Origin of the sequence: Streptomyces buecherae, from assembly GCF_014295035.1 — a bacterium.
Taxonomy (GTDB): Bacteria; Actinomycetota; Actinomycetes; order Streptomycetales; family Streptomycetaceae; genus Streptomyces; species Streptomyces youssoufiensis.
This window is the reverse complement of sequence record NZ_CP060404.1, coordinates 4,135,024-4,158,633: the sequence shown is the minus strand read 5'-3', so window position 1 is coordinate 4,158,633 and position 23,610 is coordinate 4,135,024. Positions and strand designations below refer to the sequence as shown.

21 protein-coding genes are annotated in these 23,610 nt (G+C 73.4%); 13 read left to right on the top strand and 8 right to left on the bottom strand.

Going from position 1 to position 23,610, the window contains the following annotated elements; all coding sequences use genetic code 11:
• Positions 1–65: 65 nt before the first annotated feature.
• From H7H31_RS15910 to H7H31_RS15900, 3 genes are all read right to left on the bottom strand, one after another.
• The gene (locus tag H7H31_RS15910; RefSeq protein ID WP_408647978.1) at positions 66–1,397 is read right to left on the bottom strand and encodes a phosphotransferase; all 1,332 of its coding nucleotides are present in this window, start codon (positions 1,395–1,397) and stop codon (positions 66–68) included.
• 15 nt (positions 1,398–1,412) lie between these two features.
• The gene (locus H7H31_RS15905) at positions 1,413–1,877 is read right to left on the bottom strand and encodes a pyridoxamine 5'-phosphate oxidase family protein (RefSeq protein WP_187060613.1); all 465 of its coding nucleotides are present in this window, start codon (positions 1,875–1,877) and stop codon (positions 1,413–1,415) included.
• 375 nt (positions 1,878–2,252) lie between these two features.
• Complete coding sequence (locus H7H31_RS15900) at positions 2,253–2,912, bottom strand: response regulator (RefSeq protein ID WP_176162974.1); 660 nt, start codon at positions 2,910–2,912, stop codon at positions 2,253–2,255.
• Between the two features lie 347 nt (positions 2,913–3,259).
• On the opposite strand from H7H31_RS15900, the gene pdhA reads away from it, so the two are divergent.
• From pdhA to H7H31_RS15875, 5 genes are all read left to right on the top strand, one after another.
• Entirely contained in the window at positions 3,260–4,411 is a 1,152-nt protein-coding gene (gene pdhA / locus H7H31_RS15895) for a pyruvate dehydrogenase (acetyl-transferring) E1 component subunit alpha (RefSeq protein ID WP_187060612.1), read from the top strand.
• 1 nt (position 4,412) lies between these two features.
• Positions 4,413–5,402: an alpha-ketoacid dehydrogenase subunit beta gene (locus H7H31_RS15890; RefSeq protein ID WP_176162976.1), complete on the top strand. Its 990-nt coding sequence runs from the start codon at positions 4,413–4,415 to the stop codon at positions 5,400–5,402.
• 20 nt (positions 5,403–5,422) lie between these two features.
• Positions 5,423–6,907, top strand: coding sequence for a dihydrolipoamide acetyltransferase family protein (locus H7H31_RS15885; protein WP_187060611.1), 1,485 nt, complete (start codon positions 5,423–5,425; stop codon positions 6,905–6,907).
• Positions 6,908–7,473: 566 nt separating this feature from the next.
• Positions 7,474–8,406, top strand: coding sequence for a (2Fe-2S)-binding protein (locus H7H31_RS15880; protein WP_232110309.1), 933 nt, complete (start codon positions 7,474–7,476; stop codon positions 8,404–8,406).
• Positions 8,407–8,448: 42 nt separating this feature from the next.
• Complete coding sequence (locus H7H31_RS15875) at positions 8,449–9,090, top strand: DJ-1/PfpI family protein (RefSeq protein ID WP_187060238.1); 642 nt, start codon at positions 8,449–8,451, stop codon at positions 9,088–9,090.
• A 134-nt stretch (positions 9,091–9,224) separates the two neighbouring features.
• Here the strand turns inward: H7H31_RS15875 and H7H31_RS34595 are convergent, their stop codons facing one another.
• Entirely contained in the window at positions 9,225–9,359 is a 135-nt protein-coding gene (locus H7H31_RS34595; RefSeq protein WP_261905700.1) for a hypothetical protein, read from the bottom strand.
• Positions 9,360–9,524: 165 nt separating this feature from the next.
• Here H7H31_RS34595 and H7H31_RS15870 point away from each other — a divergent pair, with 165 nt between their 5' ends.
• Positions 9,525–10,469, top strand: coding sequence for an erythromycin esterase family protein (locus tag H7H31_RS15870; protein ID WP_187060237.1), 945 nt, complete (start codon positions 9,525–9,527; stop codon positions 10,467–10,469).
• Between the two features lie 73 nt (positions 10,470–10,542).
• On the opposite strand, the gene H7H31_RS15865 is transcribed toward H7H31_RS15870, so the two are convergent.
• Positions 10,543–11,430, bottom strand: coding sequence for an NAD(P)-dependent oxidoreductase (locus H7H31_RS15865; protein WP_187060236.1), 888 nt, complete (start codon positions 11,428–11,430; stop codon positions 10,543–10,545).
• A 481-nt stretch (positions 11,431–11,911) separates the two neighbouring features.
• Here H7H31_RS15865 and H7H31_RS15860 point away from each other — a divergent pair, with 481 nt between their 5' ends.
• Positions 11,912–12,703, top strand: coding sequence for a GntR family transcriptional regulator (locus H7H31_RS15860; RefSeq protein ID WP_187117943.1), 792 nt, complete (start codon positions 11,912–11,914; stop codon positions 12,701–12,703).
• Positions 12,700–14,022, top strand: a complete 1,323-nt coding sequence (locus H7H31_RS15855; protein ID WP_232109891.1) for an MFS transporter — start codon at positions 12,700–12,702, stop codon at positions 14,020–14,022. Before H7H31_RS15860 ends, H7H31_RS15855 begins: the two co-directional genes overlap by 4 nt.
• Positions 14,023–14,277: 255 nt before the next feature.
• Here H7H31_RS15855 and H7H31_RS15850 read toward each other — a convergent pair whose 3' ends face one another.
• Entirely contained in the window at positions 14,278–15,099 is an 822-nt protein-coding gene (locus H7H31_RS15850) for a maleylpyruvate isomerase family mycothiol-dependent enzyme (RefSeq protein ID WP_187060826.1), read from the bottom strand.
• 138 nt (positions 15,100–15,237) lie between these two features.
• On the opposite strand from H7H31_RS15850, the gene H7H31_RS15845 reads away from it, so the two are divergent.
• From H7H31_RS15845 to H7H31_RS15830, 4 genes are all read left to right on the top strand, one after another.
• Positions 15,238–16,059, top strand: coding sequence for a carbon-nitrogen family hydrolase (locus tag H7H31_RS15845; protein ID WP_187060825.1), 822 nt, complete (start codon positions 15,238–15,240; stop codon positions 16,057–16,059).
• Positions 16,060–16,238: 179 nt separating this feature from the next.
• The gene (locus H7H31_RS15840) at positions 16,239–16,793 is read left to right on the top strand and encodes a TM2 domain-containing protein (protein WP_187060824.1); all 555 of its coding nucleotides are present in this window, start codon (positions 16,239–16,241) and stop codon (positions 16,791–16,793) included.
• A gap of 109 nt (positions 16,794–16,902) precedes the next feature.
• Positions 16,903–18,843, top strand: a complete 1,941-nt coding sequence (locus H7H31_RS15835; RefSeq protein WP_187060823.1) for an NHL domain-containing thioredoxin family protein — start codon at positions 16,903–16,905, stop codon at positions 18,841–18,843.
• 221 nt (positions 18,844–19,064) lie between these two features.
• Entirely contained in the window at positions 19,065–20,873 is a 1,809-nt protein-coding gene (locus tag H7H31_RS15830) for a cytochrome c biogenesis protein DipZ (RefSeq protein ID WP_187117942.1), read from the top strand.
• Between the two features lie 166 nt (positions 20,874–21,039).
• Here the strand turns inward: H7H31_RS15830 and H7H31_RS15825 are convergent, their stop codons facing one another.
• Both H7H31_RS15825 and H7H31_RS15820 read right to left on the bottom strand, forming a co-directional pair.
• Positions 21,040–21,795 carry an anti-sigma factor gene (locus H7H31_RS15825; RefSeq protein ID WP_187061325.1) on the bottom strand — a complete coding sequence of 252 codons (756 nt, stop codon included), beginning with the start codon at positions 21,793–21,795 and terminating at the stop codon, positions 21,040–21,042.
• Positions 21,792–22,376 carry a sigma-70 family RNA polymerase sigma factor gene (locus H7H31_RS15820; protein WP_187061324.1) on the bottom strand — a complete coding sequence of 195 codons (585 nt, stop codon included), beginning with the start codon at positions 22,374–22,376 and terminating at the stop codon, positions 21,792–21,794. The genes H7H31_RS15825 and H7H31_RS15820 overlap by 4 nt, the downstream gene beginning before the upstream one ends.
• A 419-nt stretch (positions 22,377–22,795) precedes the next feature.
• On the opposite strand from H7H31_RS15820, the gene H7H31_RS15815 reads away from it, so the two are divergent.
• Positions 22,796–23,473 (top strand): fasciclin domain-containing protein, encoded by a 678-nt coding sequence (locus tag H7H31_RS15815; protein WP_187061323.1) that lies wholly within the window; start codon positions 22,796–22,798, stop codon positions 23,471–23,473.
• Positions 23,474–23,610 lie beyond the last annotated feature (137 nt).

Here is a 23,610-nt window from a genome sequence, read left to right as displayed (position 1 = left end):
CCTGTCCTGACCGGACCTGGTCTGAGCTGGCCACGCGCGCGCTCCCGTCCGGCCGTGGGCGTGGCTCACTCGCAGAAGGCCGCGCGTACCGCCTCGTAGCGGCTCGTCCACCAGACGGCCAGGGCGGCCACGGCGGGGAACTGCGGGTCGGCCCGGTGGTCGCCGCGCTGGTAGCGCCAGCGGAGTATCCAGAAGTCGTTCAGCCGCTCCCACCACACCCGGTGCACGGCGGCGGCCAGCTCCTGCGGGCTCGCGCCGGTCGCGGCGCGGTAGCCGCGGGCGTACGGGCGGACCTTGGCCAGCGCGAGGGTGCCGCCGGGGCGGACGAAGAAGATCGCGGCGGCCCGTACCGCCTCCTCGGCGCGCGGCTGGACGCCGAGCCGGTCCCAGTCCACGATCGCCGCCGGTTCGGTGCCTCGGTAGAGCAGGTTGAGCGGGTGGAAGTCGCCGTGCACCCAGCCCGACACGGGCGTCGTGGCGGGGGTCGGGCGGCGGTGGGCGTGGCGTTCGATGAGCGCGCGGCGCTCGATGAGGCGGTGCTCGGCCAGCTCGTCGAACGCGTCGCGCGGACACCGGCGGCGGGCCAGCGCGAGCAGGTCGTCGATGAGGGCGAAGGTCTCGGCGGGGTCGGCCGCGACCGGCGAGCCGGGCGGCGCCCCCATCCACGGCGCGGGCGACGGCGTGGGCCCGGGCGACACGTGCGCGGCGTGCGCCGGGTTGCACGGCAGCGGTGTCGGCGACGGGGACGCCGAACGGGGCCCGGGCAGCAGCCGCGGGGCAAAGGGTTCGGGGCGGCTCGGCGGTGGCGCGGCCCACGACGGCGCGCGCTCCGGGGCGCGGGCCGGGACGGTCTCGGGCGCGGGGGCGGCAGGGGGCGCGGGCGCGGGGGTGGCCGGGGGCGCGGGGGTGGCCGGGTGCGGGGTGGGCTCGGCGCGCATGACGCGGTCGAGGCAGACGTGGACGACGCCGAGCAGCCTGCCGAGCCGACGGCTCTGCGGGCCGGTCAGGTCGCCGCCGTCGCGGTGGGTGCCGTCGATCCAGGGGTGCAGGGCGTAGCAGCGCCCGCCGACGACGGTGACGGTGCTGCCGTCGGCGGCGGCCACCGGCGGCGCGACGGGCACCCCGAGCCCGGCCAGTCGCAGCGTGGCGCGGTGCTGGCGGGCGATGGCCGCCTGGTCACCGTCGAGGTGGTGCTTGAGGAAGTACCGGCCGCGGGTGGTGGTGAGGCGGTAGCCACGGTTGAGCAACCCCTCGGTCAGCGGCCGGCAGGAGAGCGGTTCTCCGAGGGCCGGGTAGCGCCCGAGGAGGGCGGCGAGGGTGCCCGGGCCCAGGGTCGCGGCACTGTCGTCGGGGGCAAGCCCGCGGGCGGCGACGGCGGTAACGGGTGAGCGCGGCACCCGCCAGATGGTAGATCACACAGCGTGTGCGCTCCGACGCGCAGGGACACCGCTCAGTTGGTGCACGGTGACGAACTGCGGCTCGACGCGCAGGTACACCGGGTCGTACGGGACGCCGTCGGCGGTGCTCGGCGCCTCGCCGAACAGGGCCAGCTCCGCCTCGCTGGGCGTGAACAGCCGGGCGGTGCCGACGAACTGCACCGACCACACGTCGACCGCGCCGCTCTCGGAGCCGTCGGCCGCGGCCTCGGCGTGGGCGCTGTCGGCGTTGTCCGCGCCGTAGGCGACGACGCTGCCGTCGCAGGCGCTGTGGTAGCCGAAGCCTCGGTGCAGGCGCAGCAGCGCGTGGCCGTCCACCACGATGTGCCGGGCGACCGTCACGAAGGGCAGCGCCCGCATGCTCACGGAGACCCGGCCGTAGCGGGCCTTGCTGAGCAGTGCGATGGCGCGGTCGTCGGCCGTGGGCGTGTCGGTGGGCATGGCACCACCCTGCCCGCCCGCGCTCGCCCCATATAGGGGCACCCGCCCCGACGGCCCGGGACGTTGGTCCCGATTGGGGCGCGCACCCGCGCCCGGGGCAACAAGCGCGGTGCGGTGGCGTACGAGGGCGCGCGCCACCCCGCCGTACGCCCCTGCCATCCAGGTACTCACCCAGCCGCCCGCCCCGGCCCCGTCCCTCGGGAAGCGCCCGCGTCGCGCGCCCGGTCTCGCGCGCGTCGCCCGGATCGCTCACCCCGCTCCGCGCGCATCGCTCACGTCACCGGGGAGCCGCCGCGCAGCCACGCGGGCCCGCCGGGAAAAACGAATCGCTCGCGCCGCCGGGGAAATCGTCGGCGGAAAAGCCCGGCGGAATCGTCAGTGGCGCTCGGCCTGGAGGCGGGCCACGTAGGCGGCGGCCTGGGAGCGGCGTTCCATGCCGAGTTTGGAGAGCAGGCTGGAAACGTAATTCTTGATCGTCTTTTCGGCGAGGTGCAGTCGCTCGCCGATCGCCCGGTTGGTCAGGCCCTCGCCGATGAGGTCGAGAATGCGGCGTTCCTGTTCCGTGAGGGCGGCCAGTCGCTCGTCGCCCTTCGGGGTGTTCCCGTCCCGCAGGCGTTCCAGGACGCGGGCCGTGGCGACCGGGTCGAGCAGGGACTTCCCGGCGGCGACGTCGCGCACCGCGGATAGCAATTCATTGCCACGGATGGCCTTGAGGACGTAACCGGACGCGCCGGCCATGATCGCGTCGAAGAGGGCCTCGTCGTCCGCGAACGAGGTGAGCATCAGGCACTTGATTCCCTCGTCCCGGGACCGCACCTCCCGGCACACCTCGACGCCGCTGCCGTCCGGCAGTCGTACGTCCAACACGGCGACATCGGGCCTGGTCGCGGGGATGCGGACCAGCGCGTCAGCGGCCGTTCCGGCCTCGCCGACGACCTCGATGTCCTCCTCGACCGAGAGCAACTCGTGCACACCCCGACGCACGACTTCATGGTCATCGAGCAGGAATACCGTGATTTTTCCTTCTTCGCGCACGATCCCAGTCTCACACACGAACTCTTCCCGTGCTCTTGCCCTCCGGGATAACGTGCCGTTGTTCCGGCGGCCTGCGAGGCTGTGACCAGTGCTTGTTCCCCACTTTCTCGATTTACTTGGAAATCCAAGCAAAATCGCAGGTCAGATGGGGTTTCGCAGACCTGCGACACACTGGGTAACGTGAGTTTCGCGGGCCACCCGCCGGAGCACCTGTCACGCCCGGTCGGGGCATCGGCGCACCCACCCCGTGCGCCGGGGTCCGCCGGGCGGAGCCGCCCTTTCGCCTTTGGCGCGAGGACCACCAGCCGCCGGCGGACCCCGGGGGCCGGACAGACGGAGGAGCACACGTGACCGTGGACAGCACTGCCGCGCGCAAGCCACGCCGCAGCAGCAGCACCAAGCGCACCAGGGCCAAGCAGCCGACGGCTGACCAAACCCAGCTCGTACAGTTGCTGACGCCCGAGGGCGAGCGGGTCGAGCATCCCGACTACTCCATCGACTTGACCCCCGAAGAGCTGCGCGGGCTGTACCGGGACATGGTGCTGACGCGACGCTTCGACGCCGAGGCGACGACCCTCCAGCGCCAGGGCGAGCTGGGCCTGTGGGCCTCGCTGCTCGGCCAGGAGGCCGCGCAAATCGGCTCGGGACGCGCGCTGCGCGACGATGACTACGTCTTCCCCACCTACCGAGAGCACGGCGTCGCCTGGTGCCGGGACGTCGACCCGACGAACCTGCTCGGCATGTTCCGTGGCGTGAACAACGGTGGTTGGGACCCGAACTCCAACAACTTCCACCTGTACACGATCGTGATCGGCTCGCAGACGCTGCACGCCACCGGCTACGCGATGGGCGTGGCCAAGGACGGCGCGGACTCGGCCGTGATCGCGTACTTCGGGGACGGCGCCTCCAGCCAGGGCGACGTCGCGGAGGCGTTCACCTTCTCGGCGGTCTACAACGCGCCGGTGGTGTTCTTCTGTCAGAACAACCAGTGGGCCATCTCCGAGCCCACCGAGCGGCAGACCCGCGTCCCGCTCTACCAGCGCGCCCAGGGCTACGGCTTCCCGGGCGTGCGGGTGGACGGCAACGACGTGCTGGCCTGCCTCGCGGTGACCCGGGCCGCCCTGGAGCGGGCCCGCAGCGGTCAGGGCCCGATGCTGGTCGAGGCGTACACCTACCGGATGGGCGCGCACACCACCTCCGACGACCCGACGCGCTACCGCGCCGACGAGGAGCGGGAGCTGTGGGAGGCCAAGGACCCGATCCTGCGGCTGCGGACGTACCTGACCCGCGAGGAGTTCGCGGACGAGGAGTTCTTCACCGCCCTTGAGCAGGAGTCGGACGCGCTGGCCAAGCGGGTGCGGGACGCGGTGCGGTCGATGCCCGACCCCGACCACATGGCGATCTTCGAGAACATCTACGCCGACGGGCACGCGCTCGTCGACGAGGAGCGCGCCCAGTTCGCCGCGTACCAGGCTTCGTTCGCCGAGGAGGGTCACTGACATGGCTGCCGGTTCCACCGAGAAGCTGTCGATCGTCAAGGCGATCAACGCATCCCTGCGCAAGTCCCTGGAGACCGACAACAAGGTCGTGATCATGGGTGAGGACGTCGGCAAGCTCGGCGGCGTCTTCCGGGTCACCGACGGGTTGCAGAAGGACTTCGGCGAGGAGCGGGTCATCGACACCCCGCTCGCCGAGTCCGGCATCGTCGGCACCGCCATCGGCCTCGCGCTGCGCGGCTACCGCCCGGTCGTGGAGATCCAGTTCGACGGGTTCGTCTTCCCCGCGTACGACCAGATCGTCACGCAGCTCGCGAAGATGCACGCCCGCGCGCTCGGCAAGGTCAAGATGCCGGTCGTCATCCGCATTCCCTACGGCGGTGGCATCGGCGCCGTCGAGCACCACAGCGAGTCGCCCGAGGCGCTGTTCGCGCACGTCGCGGGGTTGAAGTGCGTCTCGCCCTCGAACGCGTCCGACGCGTACTGGATGATGCAGCAGGCCATCGCCAGCGACGACCCGGTCATCTACTTCGAGCCCAAGCGGCGCTACCACGACCGCTCCGAGGTCAACACCTCCGCGATCCCCGGCCCGCTGCACGCGGCCCGGGTGGAGCGGGCCGGCACCGACCTGACGCTCGCGGCCTACGGGCCCATGGTCAAGGTCTGCCGGGACGCCGCCGCGGCGGCTGCCGAGGAGGGCAAGTCGATCGAGGTGCTCGACCTGCGGTCGATCTCGCCGATCGACTTCGACGGGATCGAGGAGTCGGTGCGCAAGACCGGCCGGCTGGTCATCGTGCACGAGGCGCCGGTCTTCTTCGGCTCCGGTGCCGAGGTGGCCGCGCGGATCACCGAGCGGTGCTTCTACCACCTGGAGGCACCGGTGCTGCGGGTCGGCGGGTTCCACGCGCCGTACCCGCCGTCCCGGCTTGAGGACGAGTACCTGCCGGGGCTTGACCGGGTGCTCGACGCCGTTGACCGAGCGTTGGCGTACTGAGGGCCTGAGGAGCAGCGAAGATGAGCAACACCGCACAGCGCTTCCGTGAGTTCAAGATGCCCGACGTGGGCGAGGGACTGACCGAGGCGGAGATCCTCAAGTGGTACGTCAAGGTCGGTGACACGGTCACCGACGGCCAGTCCGTCTGCGAGGTGGAGACGGCGAAGGCGGCCGTCGAACTGCCCATCCCCTTCGACGGCGTGGTGCACGAGCTGCGCTTCGACGAGGGCGTGACCGTCGACGTCGGCACCGTGATCATCTCCGTGGACACCCAGCCGGGCGCGGGCCCCGTCGAGCCGGCGGCCCCCGCGGGCGGCCAGGCGGCGCCGGCGGCCGAGCCCACGGCCGAGCAGGGCGGCGACGAGCCCGAGCAGCAGGGCCGGCAGGCCGTGCTCGTCGGGTACGGGGCGGCGCCGTCCTCCACCAAGCGCCGGCCCCGCAAGGCGCAACCGGCCCAGCAGGCGGCCCCCTCCTCGGTGGCCGCCGCGCTCCAGCAGGAGCTGAACGGGCACGGGGCGGCCCCGGCCGCTCCGGCGCCGGCCCCCGCGCCGGCCGCGCCCGCGGCCCCGCAGGCCCCGGCCGGCGCGCGTCCGCTGGCCAAGCCGCCGGTGCGCAAGCTGGCCAAGGACCTCGGCATCGACCTCGCGAGCGTCACGCCCACCGGCGACGGCGGCGTGATCACCCGCGAGGACGTGCACGCGGCGGCCAGCGCCACGGCCCCGCAGGCGGCCCCGTCGCAGGCAGCCGTGGCCGGGGCCCAGCCGGTGGCCGCGACGACCGGCGCCGAGCCGGCCGTGGCCGGCGGCGAGGTCCGGGTGCCGATCAAGGGCGTACGGAAGGCCACCGCGCAGGCGATGGTGGCCAGCGCCTTCACCGCGCCGCACGTCACCGAGTTCATCACGGTGGACGTCACGCGCACGATGAAGCTGGTCCAGGACCTCAAGCAGGACCCGGAGATGGCGGGGCTGCGGATCAACCCGCTGCTCCTGATCGCCAAGGCGTTCCTGGTGGCCATCAAGCGCAACCCGGAGATCAACGCGGCCTGGGACGAGGCGAACCAGGAGATCGTCCACAAGGACTACGTGAACCTGGGCATCGCCGCGGCCACGCCGCGCGGTCTGATCGTCCCGAACATCAAGGACGCGGGCCGCAAGACGCTGCCGGAGCTGGCCACGTCGCTGGCCGACCTGGTCGCGACCGCCCGCGAGGGCAAAACCACGCCGGCGGCGATGTCGGGCGGCACGGTGACCATCACCAACGTCGGCATCTTCGGCGTCGACACCGGCACGCCCATCCTCAACCCGGGCGAGTCCGCGATCCTCGCGATCGGCACGATCAAGCTCCAGCCGTGGGTGCACAAGGGCAAGGTGAAGCCGCGCCAGGTGACCACCCTCGCGCTCTCCTTCGACCACCGCCTGGTGGACGGCGAGTTGGGCTCGAAGGTGCTCGCCGACGTGGCGGCGGTCCTGGAGAACCCCGGGAAGCGGCTCATCACCTGGGGCTGACGCCCCGAGGTGACCGAGGGGGCTCACCGCCGCCCCCGCGCCGCCGGGACCGGGGCGTGACGGCGGCGTAGACCGAACCAGGGGCCCGGGCGCACGCGATGCGCCCGGGCCCCTGGCATGCCCGGACTTCCGGCATGCCCGGGCCTGACCGCGTCCGGCCCTGACCGTGTCCTGTTACGGCCTCCGGTGTGCCCGGCCCTGCCCGTGCGCCGCCCTGGCCTGGTGCCCCCGCTGGCCGTGCGCCGCGCGCTCACCGGCGTCCGGCCGGCCTGGCGGCGCTCGCGCCCGGCGGTACGACCCGGCCCCCGCGCTTGTCGTACCGGTCGTCCCCGAAGCACCCGATCGGCCGCTCTGGGGCGGGGCGGGGCGCGGGTGGCGTGCGGGCGGGGCGCGTACGGGGGCGGCGGGTGGCCGGGCAGGGCGCGCCGGTGGCTCCGGCGCGTGGCGGGCGAACTGCCTCGACGGTGTCCACCCGTTGGGCGTCGATGATCAGAAACGCGCTCAGATACCGCTAAGGTAAGGCTAGCCTTGCTTCTGAACTTGGTGCTGAGGAACTGCCGATGACGCTGGCCCTTGCCCCGGCCTGCCCGCCCGACGACGCCACCGCCCCGACCTGCGCGCACCTGCTCGCCCGTGGCTACGAACGCCTGGCCGCGCTCTGCGAGCCGCTCCACCTGGACGTCCGACGGCCCACCGAGGCACCGATACCAACTCCCGGCGCCGCGTACCCATATTCCGAACACACCGCTCGCGCCAGCAATGCTGACGAGCACTCAGCCACCACGTCCCACCGCCCCACCCTCGAACAGCTCGCCACCGAGACCGAGTTGCTCGCCGCCTTCCTGGACGCCGAGGCGGCCCGCATCGCCGCCGCCGGTGACGCCGTCCCGCGCCGGCACGCCGTCGCGGCGCGCGCCCTGCACGGCTGCCTGTGGTCGGTGTCGCTGCTGCTCAGCGGCGTGTGGTACCTCGAACGCCGGGTGCCGCTGCTGGACCAACGCGCGGTCCGCTGCGACCTGTCCAGCAACCGGTACGAGGTCACCCCGGGCGGCTTCCTCTGCCTGCCGGACGACCCGGCGGCCGGACTGCCCGGGGTGCGGACCGTGCCGGACGAGGAGGCACTGCGCGCGGAGCTGCGGGACGGCTTCGCCGCGCTGGTGGGGCCGTTGCTCGCCGCGATCGGCCCGTGGTTCCGGCGCGGCCCGCGCGCCCTGTGGGGGATGGCCGGCGACGACCTGGTCTCCGGCATCTGGACGCTGGGCCGGCTGCTCGGCGAGGAGGAGCACGCGGCGCGCCTGGCCGGTGAGGTGCTGCCACACGCCATCGCGCCCTACCCCGACGGCGCGGGCTTCCGCCGCCTGACCGGCGCCACCGGCCGCGCCCATCTGACCCGCACCCGTACCGGCTGCTGCCTGTACTACGCGATCCGCCCCGCCGAAGCCTGCGGAACCTGCCCCAGGACGGGGGACGCGGAGCGGCTGCGGCGGCTTGAGGGCTGAAAATGCCGGGCCGTGTGGGGCGGGTGCTGATTCGATGGACGCATGAGTAGCGACGGACGTGCGACTGACGACAGCGGTGCGGTCCCGACCCGCACCATCGGCATCTTCCTCTTCCCCGCGGTGGAGGAGTTGGACGCGATCGGCCCCTACGAGGTCCTGGCGTACTGGACCTACCACTACCCCGACGACAACTGGCGCGTGCTCACCTTCTCCGCCGACGGCGCGCCCGTGACCTGCGCGAAGGGCCTGACCGTCCAGGCTCACCGCAGCGAGGCCGAACTGCCCGATCTCGACGTGCTGATCTACCCCGGCGGCCGGGGCACCCGCCCGGTCCTCACCGACCAGGCCCACCTGGACTGGGTGGCCCGCCAGCGCGAGCGGGTCCCGCTGATGGTCAGCGTGTGCACGGGCGCCCTGGTGTACGCGGCGGCCGGCCTCCTCGCCGGCCGCCCGGCCACCACCCACTGGGCCTCCCTCGACCGCCTCCGCGAACTCGACCCGACCATCGACGTCCGCCCCGACGAACGCTTCGTGGACGACGGCGACCTGGTAACCAGCGCGGGCATCTCCGCCGGCATCGACATGACCCTCCACCTCGTCGGCCGCCTGGCCTCGCCGGAACGGGCGGAGGCGGTCCGCAAGGGGCTGGAGTACGAGCCTCGGCCGCCGGTGCTCGCGGGGTAGCGGCGGGGGCGTCGCGCCCAGCGCGGCGCCGCCGAACGCCCACACCTCACCCAGCACGCCGCCGAACTGGGCCCCGGAGTAGGGGGATACTCGCCCCGGCCAGGGCTGCTGGGGGCTGTCCGGCGGATCATCCATCAGAGGAAGAGTTCCCGGGCTCGACGGGCCACCTCGTCCGGCGCGAGGTCTCCCTCGGCGTCGCCCAGCATGATGGTGGAGCCCTGAATCCTGACCTGCGACAGGGACCGTGTCTGTGTCTTCCACGGAGTCACGGTGGTCGCGATACGCCTTCGGATCCGTACCTGAGCCACTACGGGCCGCTCCCACCATGAGCGCCAGCTCGACGTCGCGGCTCCTTGACCTCCACCAAGCTTGAGGTTGGACGATCTCCTGGAGTGGTCCGCACGAAGCGGAGCTCGGGGATGAAGGGCAGGCCAGTGGAGACAGCCACCGAATGGATCAGGAAGAACTCCCATGTGCTCCTGAACAGGAAGCCTGACGAGCCACTGGACGATGTACGGCCGCTCGCCCCGATGGTGCGGGACGCCAAGATCGTGGCGCTTGGAGCGGCTGCCCGAGAGACACGCGAACTGTCGGACGTCGCGCATCGCATCGTGCGGCTGTTGGTGGAAGAAGAGGGGTTTCGCTCCCTCGCGTTGGAGGGCGACGACCCCGGTCGCCTCGGCCTGGACGTCTATGTCGCCACCGGCGACGGAGACCCCCGTTCCCTGCTGGGAAGGGCACGGCCGTTCTGGCAGACCGCCGAAATCCTCGCCCTCGTCCGCTGGATGCGGTCGTACAACAAGGATCACCCAGGCGACCCCGTACGTTTCGCCCGGCTCCCTGCCGAGCCGGTTCGGCATGCCACACGGCTCGATGGCCTGGCCGAGCTGGAACGTACGCTGGCCGACGGTGTGAGCTGGTGGCAGCAGCTCACCGGCGACAAGGTCGTCTACTGGGGCGGCATGGCACACACCGCCGTCGGTGCCCCGCGTGCCGTGTCCCCCTCCGAGCCCCTGGAGTCGCACCAGAGCATGGGCGGATACCTGCGTGAACGACTGGGTCCGGGCTACCGGTCCGTGGGCCTGACCATGGGGCACGGTTCGATCGGCCAACCACTGCCCACTCCACCCCCGGACTTCGTCGACAGCGTGCTGCATGCCGCCGCCGAGAACAGGTCGGGATACGTCCTGGATCTGGGCACACCGCGACCCGAGCCGATCCGCCGCCTCCTGGACGCCCCGACGCGCACGCGGTTGATCGGCCCGTTCTACGACCCCCGGGAGGACGCGGCTTACCACATGTCGGGCGGGTCACTCGCGAGTTGGTTCGACATCATCGTCCACACGCCAGAGGTGACACCGTCCCGGCCTCTGCGCTGATCGCTGCCCGGCCCCCGCCCAGGGGCCGGCCCCCGCGCGGGCCTCCGCGCAGGTCCCCGCCCAGGGCCCCCGCTCAACCCTGCGGGCGGGCGATGCTCTCGTACATGCGGGTCGCGCTGTCCGCGCCGTGGCCGGCCCGGATCTGCCGGTCCATCAACTCCCGGAGCAGGGCCGGGACCTCCGGGCTGATGCCCTGGTCCTCGCTGACGTGCACGATGTGGTGGAGGGCCGACCGGTTGAATTCCAGGCTCTGCAACTCGGCCGTGTAGTCACCCTTGTCGATGAATTCGGCGGCTCCGTCCGCGGCGGACGCCATGGCCTGGACGAACGGCACGTAATACGCGGCGAATTCCTTCGCCGATACGCCTGCGGTGCCGATGAGCGCGGCGCCGTGGTAATAGCCGGCGAACATGGCGTACATGCCGGAGAGCAACGCCGTCTCGTACAGCGCCGACGTGCCCACGTCCGCGCCGACGTGCTTGCTGGTGCCCAGGCGCTCCAGGGCGGCGCGGTGGGTGTCGAACAGGTGCTGCGGGCCGCTGTAGAAGAGCTGCGCCTCGGGCTGACCGATCATGGTCGGCACGGCCATGATCGCGCCGCCGAGGTAGTCGGCGTCGTGCTCGGCCAGCCAGGTGGAGAGCTCCCTCGCGTCGGTGGGCGTGAACGTGGTCAGCATCGCCACCGTGCGTCCGGCCAGCGACGACACGGCCGGGGCCAGCGCCTCGCGGACTGAGTCCTTGTCGAAGAGGCAGACCACGACCAGCGGGCTGGCCTCGATCGCCGCGGACAGCTCCGGCGCCTCGACCGCGCCGCCGGCGACCAGGTCGCCCGCCCGGCCGGGGGTGCGGTTCCACACGGTGGTCGGGTGGCCGCCGGCGACGAAGGCCGCGGCCAGCGCCCTCCCCATCGCGCCGAGGCCTAGCACGGTGACGGGGGCGGGCGTCAAGGAATTCACGTTCATGAGGGCACTCCTGGAGTGGGTGTGGGCATGGACGGACGGAAGAAGAGAGGGAAGCGGAAAGACCGAAAGGGGAAAGGGAGGGGAGGGTGGGGGGAGTCCGCGGCGGATGCCGGCGGAATACGCCCCGGAGTGCGACCGAGGACCAGAAAGCGGCCGTGCCATTCCCCCGGACCCGGGCGGCGGGCCCACCGGAATTCCCCGGGCGTGTGGTCATCGTTTCGCGGGCCGGCGCGGCCCACAAGTACCGACTTCGAGGTGCGCGCTAACCCTCCGGTAAGCGAGTCCGGTCCACTGCGGTCGGCCTCGCCCCGTAGGCGACCGGCCCCGGCGCGGGAGGACGCGGCCCCGGCGCGGGGAGCGTGCGGCCGGCCTTCGGCCGCCCTGGCCTGGTGCGCCGGCGCACCAGGCGCTGGCGGAGGGAGTGCGTCCGGATGGCGGACGCGCCCTTCGCAGGCATCCCTGTTGTATCTATCGTGTGTGCATGGCCCCTGCATCTACCGTCCCCGCCCGGCCGCCGGCCCCGCAGACCTCCTCCAACCCGACACCCACCCCCGCCCCGGCCTCCTCTCCCCAACCCGTCGGCAGCGGCGCGCCGGCCGGTGACGTCGGCGCGGGATGCGCCGCCCCGCGCGCGGGCGCCGGTGGTTCCGCCGCCGACCGGGTGTACGCGTACGTCAAGCAGGCCGTCCTGGAGCGCCACTACGAGGGCGGCACGCTGCTCACCGAGGGGGACCTGGCCGAGGCCGTCGGCGTTTCCCGCACGCCGGTGCGCGAGGCGCTGCTGCGGCTTGAGGTGGAAGGGCTGATCAGGCTCTACCCGAAGAAGGGCGCCCTGGTGCTGCCGGTCTCCGCGCAGGAGATCGCCGACGTGGTGGAGACCCGGCTGCTGGTCGAGGAGCACGCCGCGCGCAAGGCGGTGCCCGCCCCCACCGAGTTGATCAGCCGCCTTGAGGAGTTGCTCGACCAGCAGCGGGCCCAGGCCGCCGCCGGCGACCTGGCCGCCCTGGTCGCCAGCGACCGCTGCTTCCACGCCACCATCGTGCGCAGCGCCGGCAACCAGATCCTGGAGCGCCTCTACGACCAGTTGCGCGACCGCCAACTCCGGATGGGCGTCGCCGTGATGCACGCCCACCCGGACCGGGTGGCCAAGAGCATCGCCGAGCACGCGGAGATCCTGGCCGCGCTGCGCGCCGGCGACGCGGACGCCGCGGCGGCGGCCGTGCACCAGCACGTGAGCTGGGTGCGCCACCTGGCCCGGGGTGAGGACCGGTGAGCGCGCCGGGAGAGATACGGACTAGCGACGCGAAGGGGCTGCCGGGCGACCCACCCGGCGGGCGCCGTGCCGTGGCCGTCTGGGGCCTGGGCGTCGCCGTCTACTTCGTGGCCATCACCTTCCGCACCAGCCTGGGCGTCGCGGGCATCGACGCGGCCGACCGGTTCCACATCAACGCCTCGGCCCTGTCCACCTTCTCCATCCTGCAACTCCTGGTCTACGCCGGCATGCAGATCCCGGTCGGCCTGCTGGTGGACCGGCTCGGCACCAAGAAGGTGCTGGTCCTGGGCGCCGTGCTGTTCACCGTGGGGCAGTTCGGCTTCGCGCTCTCGCACTCGTACGGCATGGCGTTGGCCTCGCGCGCGCTGCTCGGCTGTGGTGACGCGATGACCTTCATCAGCGTGCTGCGGCTCGGCGCGCGCTGGTTCCCGGCCCGGCGTGGCCCGCTCGTCGCGCAGATCGCCGCGCTGATCGGCATGGCCGGCAACCTCATCTCGACGCTGCTGCTGGCGCGGCTGCTGCACGACCTGGGCTGGACGCCGACGTTCGCCGGCAGCGCGCTCGGCGGCGTGCTGGTGCTGGTGTTGGTGCTGCTGTTCCTGCGCGACCACCCGCCGGGCCACGAGCCCGAGCCGCATCCGCACGTCGGCAAGGGCTTCGTCCGCAACCAGGTCGCCGCGGCCTGGCGGGAGCCCGGCACCCGGCTCGGCATGTGGACGCACTTCACCACGCAGTTCCCCGCGATGGTGTTCCTGCTGCTGTGGGGGATGCCGTTCCTGGTCGAGGCGCAGGGCCGGTCGCGCGCCGAGGCGGGCGAGTTGCTGACCCTGGTGGTGCTCTCCAACATGGCGATCGGCCTGGTCTACGGGCAGGTCATCGCCCGGCACCACGCCGCGCGGGCCCCGCTGGCGCTGGGCACCGTCGCCGCCACGGCGCTGCTGTGGGCCAGCGTGTTGGCCTGGCCGGAGCGGCACGCGCCGACGGCCCTGTTGATCGTGTTGTGCGTCGTGCTCGGCGCGTGCGGCCCCGCGTCGATGATCGGCTTCGACTTCGCGCGCCCGGCCAACCCACCGGAGCGCCTGGGCACCGCGTCGGGCATCGTCAACATGGGCGGCTTCATGGCCTCGATGGCCACCCTGCTCGCCGTGGGCGTGCTCCTCGACGCGACCGGTCACAACTTCCGGATCGCCTTCGCCTCGGTCTTCTTCCTGCAGGCGCTCGGCCTGTCCCAGATGCTGCGGCTGCGCGGCCGGGCGCACCGGCGCGAGCGCGAACACGTGGTCGCCAGCCGTGTGGAGGCGGTGCACGTACCGGCCTGAGGGCCGCCGCCGGCGGTGGCGGGCTGGGCCTCCGCGTCTCCGCAGGTCTCCGCGCGTCTGCGTGCGTCTCGCGCGTCCGCGTCCGCGTGCGCCGCGCGGCGTGTTCGCACGTCGCGGTCGCCGCGTCGCACGCCGCCCGCGTGCCCGCGCACGGGGGCGGGGGACACCCCGTGGCCGCGGGCACAAGCGTCGGGTCGTGACGGAGGGTTCGCGAAACGTTACGGCGGGTGGGTCGGTGGTGCCGGGGCGTACCGGCTACGGCGTGATGGCGAAGTTGGCCAGGATCGCTTCCGCGAGCGGCCGGTCGCCGTCGATCTTCACCTTGTCGGCCACCGCCGTGTGGCGCACCCGGCCGGCCGCGAGCCGCAGGTAGGTCTCCCAGTCCAGGCTGATCGTCACCGCGGGGCCGAGCGAGACGCTGGCGTCGAGCTTGCCGTTGCCGTCCGCGTCCACCCGCACCGTGCGCATGAACTCCAGCGGGCCCGTCACGTCGAAGACCACGGCCGCGTTGGCGGGCGCCTTCGCGCGCTGCGCGACCACCCCGGGCAGGCCCTTGAGCAGCACGTCGCGGGTGATGTGCGCGCCGGGCGAGTCCAGGTTGCCGGGCTGGTCGAGGGCCCGGCGCAGGTCCTGTTCGTGCACCCACACGTCCAGGGCGCGGGTGGTCAGCGCCCGGGAGAGGGTGACCTCGCCGACCGGGCTGCGCACGAGGGTCTCCGGATCGCGCTTCTCGTTCCGCAACTGCCGCGAGCGGCGGATGATCGTGTACTCCAGTTCGGAGGTCATCTCGGGCGCGGTGTGGCAGCGCCGCACGTCGACCTGGACCTCCACGTACCGCGCGAACTCGCTGTTCACGTGGTAGAGATCGCGCGGCAGGCTGTGTATCGGGCGCGGGTCGCCGAGCATTTCGCACTCGAAGCCGATGACGTGTGAGACGACGTCACGCACCGACCATCCCGGGCACTCGGTGGCCCGGTTCCACTCCCCCTCGACGAGGGGGTTCACCAACTCGGATATCGCTTCGATGGAGTGCGTCCATGCGTCGATGGCAGGTTGCAGGCTGGGATGGACGGTCACGGGACCCCTCGGGCGGTTCGTACGCGGGCTGGGTGCTGTTTGGCAGTTAAGTTACGCTGCGCACGGGCACCCCGGCAGTGCTTTCCAGACTGATCGTAGGCCCGGTTGGACAGCTCGATCGTCGAGAGCGGTGGTAATGTGCGCGCTTCACTGATCCAGATCGGTGTGGACCCGGACGAGCCGGTGGAATCCCGGCGAGAGCGTGCGGCCACCTTCGTACGGGACACCCACCGGCAAACCGGCGCGGACCTCGTCGTGCTCCCCGAGCTGTGGACCGTGGGGGCCTTCGCCTACCGGGAGTTCGCGCCGCGGGCCGAGGCCCTTGACGGGCCGACGGCCACGGCCATGTCGGCCGCGGCCCGCGACGCCGGCGTCTGGCTGCACGCCGGGTCGATCGTGGAGCGGGCGCCCGCGGCCGAGGGCCAACCCACCACCGACGACGGCGCGACGCTGTTCAACACCTCGCTCGTCTTCGACCCGTCGGGCGCGCTGGTGCGCACGTACCGCAAGATCCACCGGTTCGGCTTCGACAAGGGCGAGGCGGTGCTGATGGGCGCCGGCACCGAGGTGGTCACGGCGGCCCTGCCGGAGACCACCATCGGCCTGGCGACCTGTTACGACCTGCGCTTTCCCGAGCTGTTCCGGCTCCTGGTGGACGCGGGCGCCGAACTGCTGGTGATCCCCGCCGGTTGGCCCGAGCGGCGCCGCGAGCACTGGACGCTGCTGGCCCGCGCCCGCGCGGTGGAGAACCAGGCGTACGTGCTGGCCTGCGGCTCGGCCGGTACGAACGGGGGCGTCCCGCAGGCGGGCCACAGCATCGTCGTGGACCCGTGGGGCGAGGTGCTGGCCGAGGCGGACGCGACGGAGTCGGTGCTCACGGTCGACCTGGACCTGTCCCGGGTGGCGCGCACCCGGGCGGACTTCCCGGCCCTGCGCGACCGGGTGTTGGGCGCCCGCTAGGCCCTTGCCCGGTCCACCGGGCGGCAGCCCTATCGTCCCGTTCCTCCTGTGGCCGAGGTGGCCGAGGTGGCAGCGGCGGAAGCCGGCCCGGGCTGACAGGATGGGAGACCAGCACAGACCGAGCGGCGCCCGGCGCGGGCCGTGCGCCACCACCGCGACCGACCTCGGGGGGTAACGCCATGACGCACGCGAATCCGTACGGCACGCCCCAGGGCGGACAGGGCGGCCAGAACCCCTACGGCGGACAGGGCGGCCCGGACCCGTACGGCGGTCAGGGCGGCGCGAACCCGTACGGCCAGCAGGGCGGGCCGGGCCCGTACGCCGCCCCCAGCGGGCCGAACCCGTACGCGACGCCCCAGGGGCAACCCGGTTACGGCTACCCGCACAGCGCCCAGGGCCAGCCCAGCTACGGCTACCCGCCGCTGAACATCGCCCAGCCGGTCTACGGCGGCTACCCGCAACAGCTCGGCGGGCACGTCCCAGTCCCCGACGCGCCCCACGGGTACGACCCGTACGGCCGGCCGTACTCCGACAAGTCACGGGTGATCGCCGGCGTGCTGCAGATCCTCTTCGGCTGGGTGGGCGCCGGCCGGTTCTACACCGGGCACGTCGGCATGGCCGTCGCCCAGCTCGTCACCTGCGGCGGGCTGCTGGTGTGGGGCCTGGTCGACGGCATCGTGCTGCTCGCCAGCGACGACAAGACCGACGCGCGGGGTCGGCTGCTGCGCGCCTGACCGCCGCCGGAACGCGGGCCCGTGGCTGCGGGACGCCGGGGCCGGCGGTGACCGGTGGGGACGGTGGGGCCGGGGAATGCGCGCGGGGCCGGTGCTGTTGGATGGGGACATGGCTTCACGTGCGCGCGTAAGGGCCCCCGAACTGATCGGTGCGGGCGGCTGGCTGAACACCGGCGGCAGCGACCTGACCCTCGCTGACCTGCGAGGACGCATCGTCATCCTGGATTTTTGGACGTTCTGTTGCGTCAACTGCCTGCACGTGCTCGACGAGCTGCGCGAGCTTGAGGAGAAGCACCGGGACACCGTGGTGATCGTCGGCGTGCACTCGCCGAAGTTCGTGCACGAGGCCGAGCACCAGGCCGTCGTGGACGCCACCGAGCGGTACGAGGTGCGCCACCCCGTCCTGGACGACCCCGACCTCGCCACCTGGAAGCAGTACGCGGTCCGCGCCTGGCCCACCCTCGTCGTCATCGACCCCGAGGGGTACGTGGTGGCACAGCACGCCGGCGAGGGCCACGCGCACGCGATCGAGCGGCTCGTGGAGGAGCTGGAGGCCACCCACGAGGCGAAGGGCACGCTGCGGCGCGGCGCCGGCCCGTACGTCGAGCCCGAGCCCGTCCCCGGCGACCTGCGCTTCCCCGGCAAGGTCATCCAGCTCCCCGGCGGCAACCTGCTGGTCTCCGACTCCACCCGGCACGCCCTGGTGGAGCTGGCCCCCGACGGCGAGACCGTGGTGCGGCGGATCGGCAGCGGCGAGCGCGGCCTGGCCGACGGGGACGCGCGGACCGCCAGGTTCAACGAGCCGCAGGGCCTCGCGCTGCTGCCGGCAGGCCCCGACGGCAGCCAGCGGGTGGTCGTCGCCGACACCGTCAACCACGCCCTGCGCACCTTCGACCCGGCCACCGGCACCGTCGAGACCATCGCCGGCACCGGCCGCCAGTGGTGGCAGGGCGCGCCGACCTCCGGCCCGGCCCGCGAGGTGGACCTGTCCTCGCCGTGGGACGTGGCCTACTTCGCCGACCGGCTGTGGATCGCCATGGCCGGCGTCCACCAGTTGTGGACGTACGACCCGGTCGCCGGCACCGTCCGGGCCGCCGCCGGCACCACCAACGAGGGCCTGGTGGACGGGCCGGCCGAGCAGGCGTGGTTCGCCCAGCCGTCCGGCCTCGCCGCCACCGCCGACCGGCTGTGGATCGCCGACTCGGAGACCTCCGCCCTGCGCTACGTCGAGCGCGACCCGCGGGCGGCCGACGCGGCGGGCGGGGCGGACGCGGTGGACGCGGTGGACGCGGTGGACGCGACGGACGCTTCAGAGACGGCCGACGCGGCGGACGCCTTCGTGGTGCGCACCGCCGTCGGCACCGGCCTCTTCGACTTCGGCCACCGCGACGGCCCGGCCGAGCAGGCGCTGTTCCAGCACCCGCTGGGCGTCACCGCGCTGCGCGACGGCAGCGTCGCCGTCAGCGACACGTACAACAAGGCGCTGCGCCGCTACGACCCGGCCACCGGCGAGGTCAGCACGCTGGCGACCGACCTGCGCGAGCCGTCGGGCGCGGTGCTGGTCGGGGACGACATCGTGGTGGTCGAGTCCGCCCGGCACCGACTGACCCGGCTGCGGCTGCCCGAGGAGGCGGTGCGCGTCGAGTCCGTCGCGCACCGCACGCGGCGCGCGGCCACCGAGGTCGCCCCGGGCACGCTCCGGCTCGACGTGGTCTTCCAGGCCCCGACCGGCCAGAAGCTGGACACCCGGTACGGCCCGTCCACCCGGCTGCTGGTCAGCGCGACCCCGCCGGAGCTGCTGATCGACGGGGCGGGCGCGGGCGCGGACCTCAGCCGCGAGCTGCGGCTGGCCGACGGCGTCAGCGAGGGCGTCCTGCACGTCTCGGCGATGGCCGCCTCCTGCGACGACGCCCCCGACATCGCCTACCCGGCCTGCCACGTCCACCAGCAGGACTGGGGCGTCCCGGTCCGCGTCACACCGGCCGGCGCGGACCGGCTGCCGCTGGTCCTGGCGGGCCTGGACGCGGAGTCGGGTCCGGACGCGGAGTAGCGGAGCCCCCGCGCGGGGGGCGGCGGAGCGGCAGGACGAGGAAGCCCGGGCACGCGCCGAGAGGTCGCGCCCGGGCTGACGCGTGTCCGGTGCGGCGCGTGGCGCGGGAGTCAGGCGCGGAGTCCGGCGCCGGGCGGCCGTGCCAATCCGCGGGCCCGTCAGCCGCGAAGTACAGGTGAGGAGTCCGGGCCCACCGGTCTCCTGACCGAAGGGCGGACCCCGTGCTCACCTTGATCCTGATCGGACTGCTGGGAGGTCTCATCACGGCGGTCTCGCCGTGCATCCTGCCGGTCCTGCCCGTCGTCTTCCTGGCCGGCGGACCGGGCGGGCAGGAGCCACCACCGGGCGGCGCCCGGCGCGCGAGGGCGCGCGGTCGGGCGGCCGGGGTGGGCGGGCGCGCGGGGGGCGCGGTCGCCACCGCCGACGCGGGCCAGGAAGGGGACCCGGGGACGGCCCGGCGGACCCGGAACCGGCGGCCGTACGCCGTCGTGGCGGGCCTCGTCGTCAGTTTCAGCTTCTTCGCCCTGCTCGGCGTGACGCTGATCTCCGCGCTGGGGCTGCCCGACGACATCCTGCGTTACGTCGGCCTGACGCTGCTGGTCCTCATCGGCCTCGGGCTGGTCTTCCCCCGGGTGGAGAGCCTGTTGGAGCGCCCGTTCGCGCGCATCCCGCAGCGCCAGGTGGGCAAGGAGGGCAGCGCGTTCGCGCTCGGGGCGGGCCTCGGGCTGCTGTACGTGCCCTGCGCGGGCCCGGTCCTCGCGGCGATCACCGTCGCCGGGGCGCGCGGCCGGATCAGTGTCGACATCGTCGCGCTGACCGTCTCCTTCGCCGTCGGCACCGCCATTCCACTGTTGGCCTTCGCGCTCGCCGGGCGCCGGGTCTCCGAGCGCGTCGCCGCCTTCCGCACCCGCGCCCGTGGCCTGCGGATCGCGGCGGGCACCGTGATGATCGTGCTGGCCGCCGCGCTGGCCTTCGACGTCACCGCCGCCATCCAGCGCTCCCTGCCCGACTACACGGCCTCCGCGCGGCGCGGCATCGAGGACAGCGACACCGCCCGGCAGAAGCTCTCCGGCCTCTACGGCAAGGAGAACAAGGAACTCTCCCGGTGCGAGGACGGCGTCGACGAGCTGCGCTCCTGCGGCAGGGCCCCGAGCCTCAAGGGCATCACCACGTGGCTCAACACCCCGCAGGGACGGCCGGTGAGGCTGGAGGCGCTGCGCGGCAAGGTCGTCCTCATCGACTTCTGGACCTACTCGTGCGTCAACTGCCAGCGCAGCCTGCCGCACATCAAGGCGTGGGACCGCGCCTACCGCGACGCGGGGCTGCGGGTGATCGGGGTGCACTCACCCGAGTTCGCGTTCGAGAAGAACGCGTCGAACGTCGCCGACCAGACGCGGAAGATGGGCATCGACTACCCGGTGGCCCTCGACAACAAGCTCGCTACCTGGGACAACTACCGCAACCGGTACTGGCCCGCGAAGTACCTCATCGACTCCGCCGGCACCGTCCGCTACTTCCGCTTCGGTGAGGGCAAGTACGAGCAGACCGAGGGCCTGATCCGCGACCTCCTCCGGCAGGCCGACCCCGGTGCGCGGCTGCCCGCCGCGACGACGGGCCGCACCGACGACCTCACCGAGGACCGCACCCCCGAGACGTACCTGAGCACCCACCGCATCGACCGTTACGCCGGTGATCCGCTGGCGGCGGACAAGGCCAAGCGGTACCGCCTCCCCGCCGACCTGCCCCGCGACGCGGTCGCCCTGGGCGGCACCTGGACGGCCGGGTACGAGCACTTCACCGCGGGCCCGGGGGCGCGGATCGCCCTGGACTACCGGGCCAGGAAGGTCCATCTGGTCCTCGCCGGTCAGGGTCCGGTGGAGGTCCTGGTGGACGGCAGGCTCACCCGGACGATCCAGGTCGACGGGACCCCCACGCTCCACACGCTCGTCGACGAGGACGACGCGCACCGGGCCCGCCTTGAGGTGCGCCCCGCTCCGGGGATCGAGGCGTACGCCTTCACCTTCGGCTGATCCGACCGGCGGCCGGGCGGCGGGCCCGCTCGGCCGCCCCCCACTGAGTCGGCTGGCCTCCCTAACCCGGCTGACCCCACCAACACGACTGACCCCATCAACACGACGGCGCGGATGTCGGCCCCGACCGGGCCGACATCCGCGCCGCGCGCGTGCGTGCCGGGCGCTAGCCGGGCAGTTCCAACGCCGCCACCGGCTCGGTCGTCGGGCGTGGCGAGCCGCCCGCGGGCTCCACGGTGATGCCCATGCCGCGCGCGCCGTCCACGGCACCGCTCATGACGGCACTGGTGCCGGTGCCGCCACGACCCAGCAGCCCGGCCGGGCGCATGACCCCGCCGTCGTCGAACCACATCTGGTAGACCCTGTCCGCCGGCAGCCGCCGGGCGTCGGCGATCACGGCGGCCCGGTCCTGGGAGCGGGAGGCGACGACGGTGGCGACGCCGCCGTCCTCGATCCGGCCGCTGGTCATGGCGGCGTCCGGCGCCGCGAGCACCCGGGCCAGCGCCCGCGCCTGCCGCTGGACCCGTTCGGCGCCGTCGCGGGCCTGCTCGGCCTCGTGGTGCTGCCAGACCGCGACGCCGCCCAGGCCGGCCGCCACGGTCACGCAGGCCGCCAGCGCCAGGTGTGTCGCGCGCCGGGCGAACCACGTCGCGCCGCGCCCGCCGCCCGACGCCCGCCGGGGGTCGTCGGGCGGCACCTGGCGTACGGCGGTGATGCCGCGCAGCACGCGTTCGCGCATCGCGGGAGGCGGGACGAGCGAGGCGGCCAGACCGAGCCGGGTGGCCGTCCCGGCGAACTCGCGGACCTCCCGCGCACAGGCCGCGCAGTCCGCCAGGTGGCGTTCGAAGCGCGCGCGCTCCGGCTCGGGCAGGGCGTGCAGGGCGTAGGCGCCGGTCAGCGTGTGCAGGTCCGCGGCGTTCATGCGGTGCCTCCCAGGCAGTCGCGGAGACGGATGAGCCCGTCCCGCATCCTCGTCTTGATGGTGCCCAGCGGCAGCTTCAGCAGCTCCGCCACCTCACGGTAGGTCAGGCCCCGGTAGTAGGCGAGGGTCACCGCCTGCCGCTGCCGCTCGGTGAGGCCGCCGAGGCAACGGCGTACCTGTTCCCGCTCCAGTCGGCTCTCGACCTGTTCGGTCACGTCGTCGAAGGCGGGGGTGTGGTCGAGCCGGGCGACCCGTTCCTCGCGGTCCACCCGGGCCTGGGCCGAGCGGACCCGGTCCACGGCACGGCGGTGGGCGAGCGTCATCACCCAGGTCATCGCGGAGCCCCGGTCAGCCTGGAAGCGGGCCGCGGTCCGCCAGACCTCGACCAGCACCTCCTGGGTGACCTCCTCCGACTGCGCGGGGTCACACAGCACCCGGCGTACCAGGCCCAGCACGGGCCCCGCGACGGCGTCGTAGACGTGGGCGAAGGCTTCCTGGTCGCCCTGGGCGACCCGTTCCAACAACTCCGTGAGGCCAGGCCCGTGCCCGGCGGTGCCGCCGATGCGTACGGGTTCTCGCACGATGTCGCCCTTTCCGTGGTCGGCCGCCCGCTGTCGCGGGCCCGCTGTCTGTTCGTAGCCGTCGGCGCTCCGGATTGGTCCCGTCCGCGCCGCGACGGACGCGGGGGGAGCGCGCGGCGGCGCGGGGGCGTACGGCGCGGCCCGGGGGGCGTACGGCCCGGCGGGCGGCCCGGTCCCACTCTTTCGGAAGAACGGCCAATCCGCCCGGGGCGGCGCTCCGAATAGCGAGTGTGACGGCTCACCGAAGACCACTCCCGCCGCACACCGGACGGCCACGGCGCCCTCCGGTGCGCGACGCGAACCCGCCGTTTCCGGGGCACGGCGGCCGGGCCCCGGAGACGGCGGCCCCACGAACCGGCACCCGTCCGCCCCCGACGACCGCGCCCGACATCCCCGCAACCTCCCGAAGGAGCACCACCATGCGCACCACCCTCCGCACCCGCCGCACCGGCCGTCTCGCGCTCGCCCTCGTGGCGGCGGCGGCGCTGCCGCTGACGCTGACCGCGTGCTCGGACGACGGCGGCGACAAGGACAAGGACAGCGGTGCGGACAGCTCCGCGTCGGCGAAGGAGAAGCCCGGCGCGCCGCAGGAGGAGACGGGCTCGGCCGACAACGCCATGGCCAAGCCGTTCGGCCCGGCCTGTGCCTCGGTCCCCGATGAGGGCTCCGGCAGCTTCGACGGCATGGCCAAGGACCCGGTCGCCACCGCGGCGTCCAACAACCCGGAGCTGTCCACCCTCGTCTCGGCCGTGCAGAAGGCCGGCCTGGTCGAGACGTTGAACAGCGCCGAGAACATCACCGTCTTCGCCCCCACCAACGACGCCTTCGCCAAGATCCCGAAGGCCGACCTGGACAAGGTGATGAGCGACAAGGCCATGCTGAAGAAGGTGCTGACCTACCACGTCGTCGGCCAGCCGCTGCCGCCGGAGAAGCTGGCCAAGGGCTCGTACCCGACGCTGGCCAAGAGCCCGCTGACCACCGCGGGATCGGGCGAGAGCTTCAAGGTCAACGACAGCTCCACCGTGGTCTGCGGTGACGTGCGGACCTCCAACGCCACCGTGCACATCGTCGACTCGGTGCTCATGCCCCCGATGTGACGTCGAGCGACGACGTGACGAAGGCCCGCCCCGGATCTCGGGGCGGGCCTTCGGGCGGACGACGGGGCGACGGCTTCGGGGGTGTGCCGGTGGGCCCGTCTCCGCCGGCTCGGGTCCGGCGCGTGGCGCCGGGTCCG

Coding starts and splice junctions, on each gene's coding strand:
- H7H31_RS15825 (WP_187061325.1), bottom strand. CDS start 21,795: ATGAACGCCGCGGACCTGCACACGCTGACCGGCGCCTACGCCCTGCAC.
- H7H31_RS15875 (WP_187060238.1), top strand. CDS start 8,449: ATGAGTAGCGACGGACGTGCGACTGACGACAGCGGTGCGGTCCCGACC.
- H7H31_RS15865 (WP_187060236.1), bottom strand. CDS start 11,430: ATGAACGTGAATTCCTTGACGCCCGCCCCCGTCACCGTGCTAGGCCTC.
- H7H31_RS15815 (WP_187061323.1), top strand. CDS start 22,796: ATGCGCACCACCCTCCGCACCCGCCGCACCGGCCGTCTCGCGCTCGCC.
- H7H31_RS15905 (WP_187060613.1), bottom strand. CDS start 1,877: ATGCCCACCGACACGCCCACGGCCGACGACCGCGCCATCGCACTGCTC.
- H7H31_RS15835 (WP_187060823.1), top strand. CDS start 16,903: ATGGCTTCACGTGCGCGCGTAAGGGCCCCCGAACTGATCGGTGCGGGC.
- H7H31_RS15885 (WP_187060611.1), top strand. CDS start 5,423: ATGAGCAACACCGCACAGCGCTTCCGTGAGTTCAAGATGCCCGACGTG.
- H7H31_RS15860 (WP_187117943.1), top strand. CDS start 11,912: ATGGCCCCTGCATCTACCGTCCCCGCCCGGCCGCCGGCCCCGCAGACC.
- H7H31_RS15890 (WP_176162976.1), top strand. CDS start 4,413: ATGGCTGCCGGTTCCACCGAGAAGCTGTCGATCGTCAAGGCGATCAAC.
- H7H31_RS15840 (WP_187060824.1), top strand. CDS start 16,239: ATGACGCACGCGAATCCGTACGGCACGCCCCAGGGCGGACAGGGCGGC.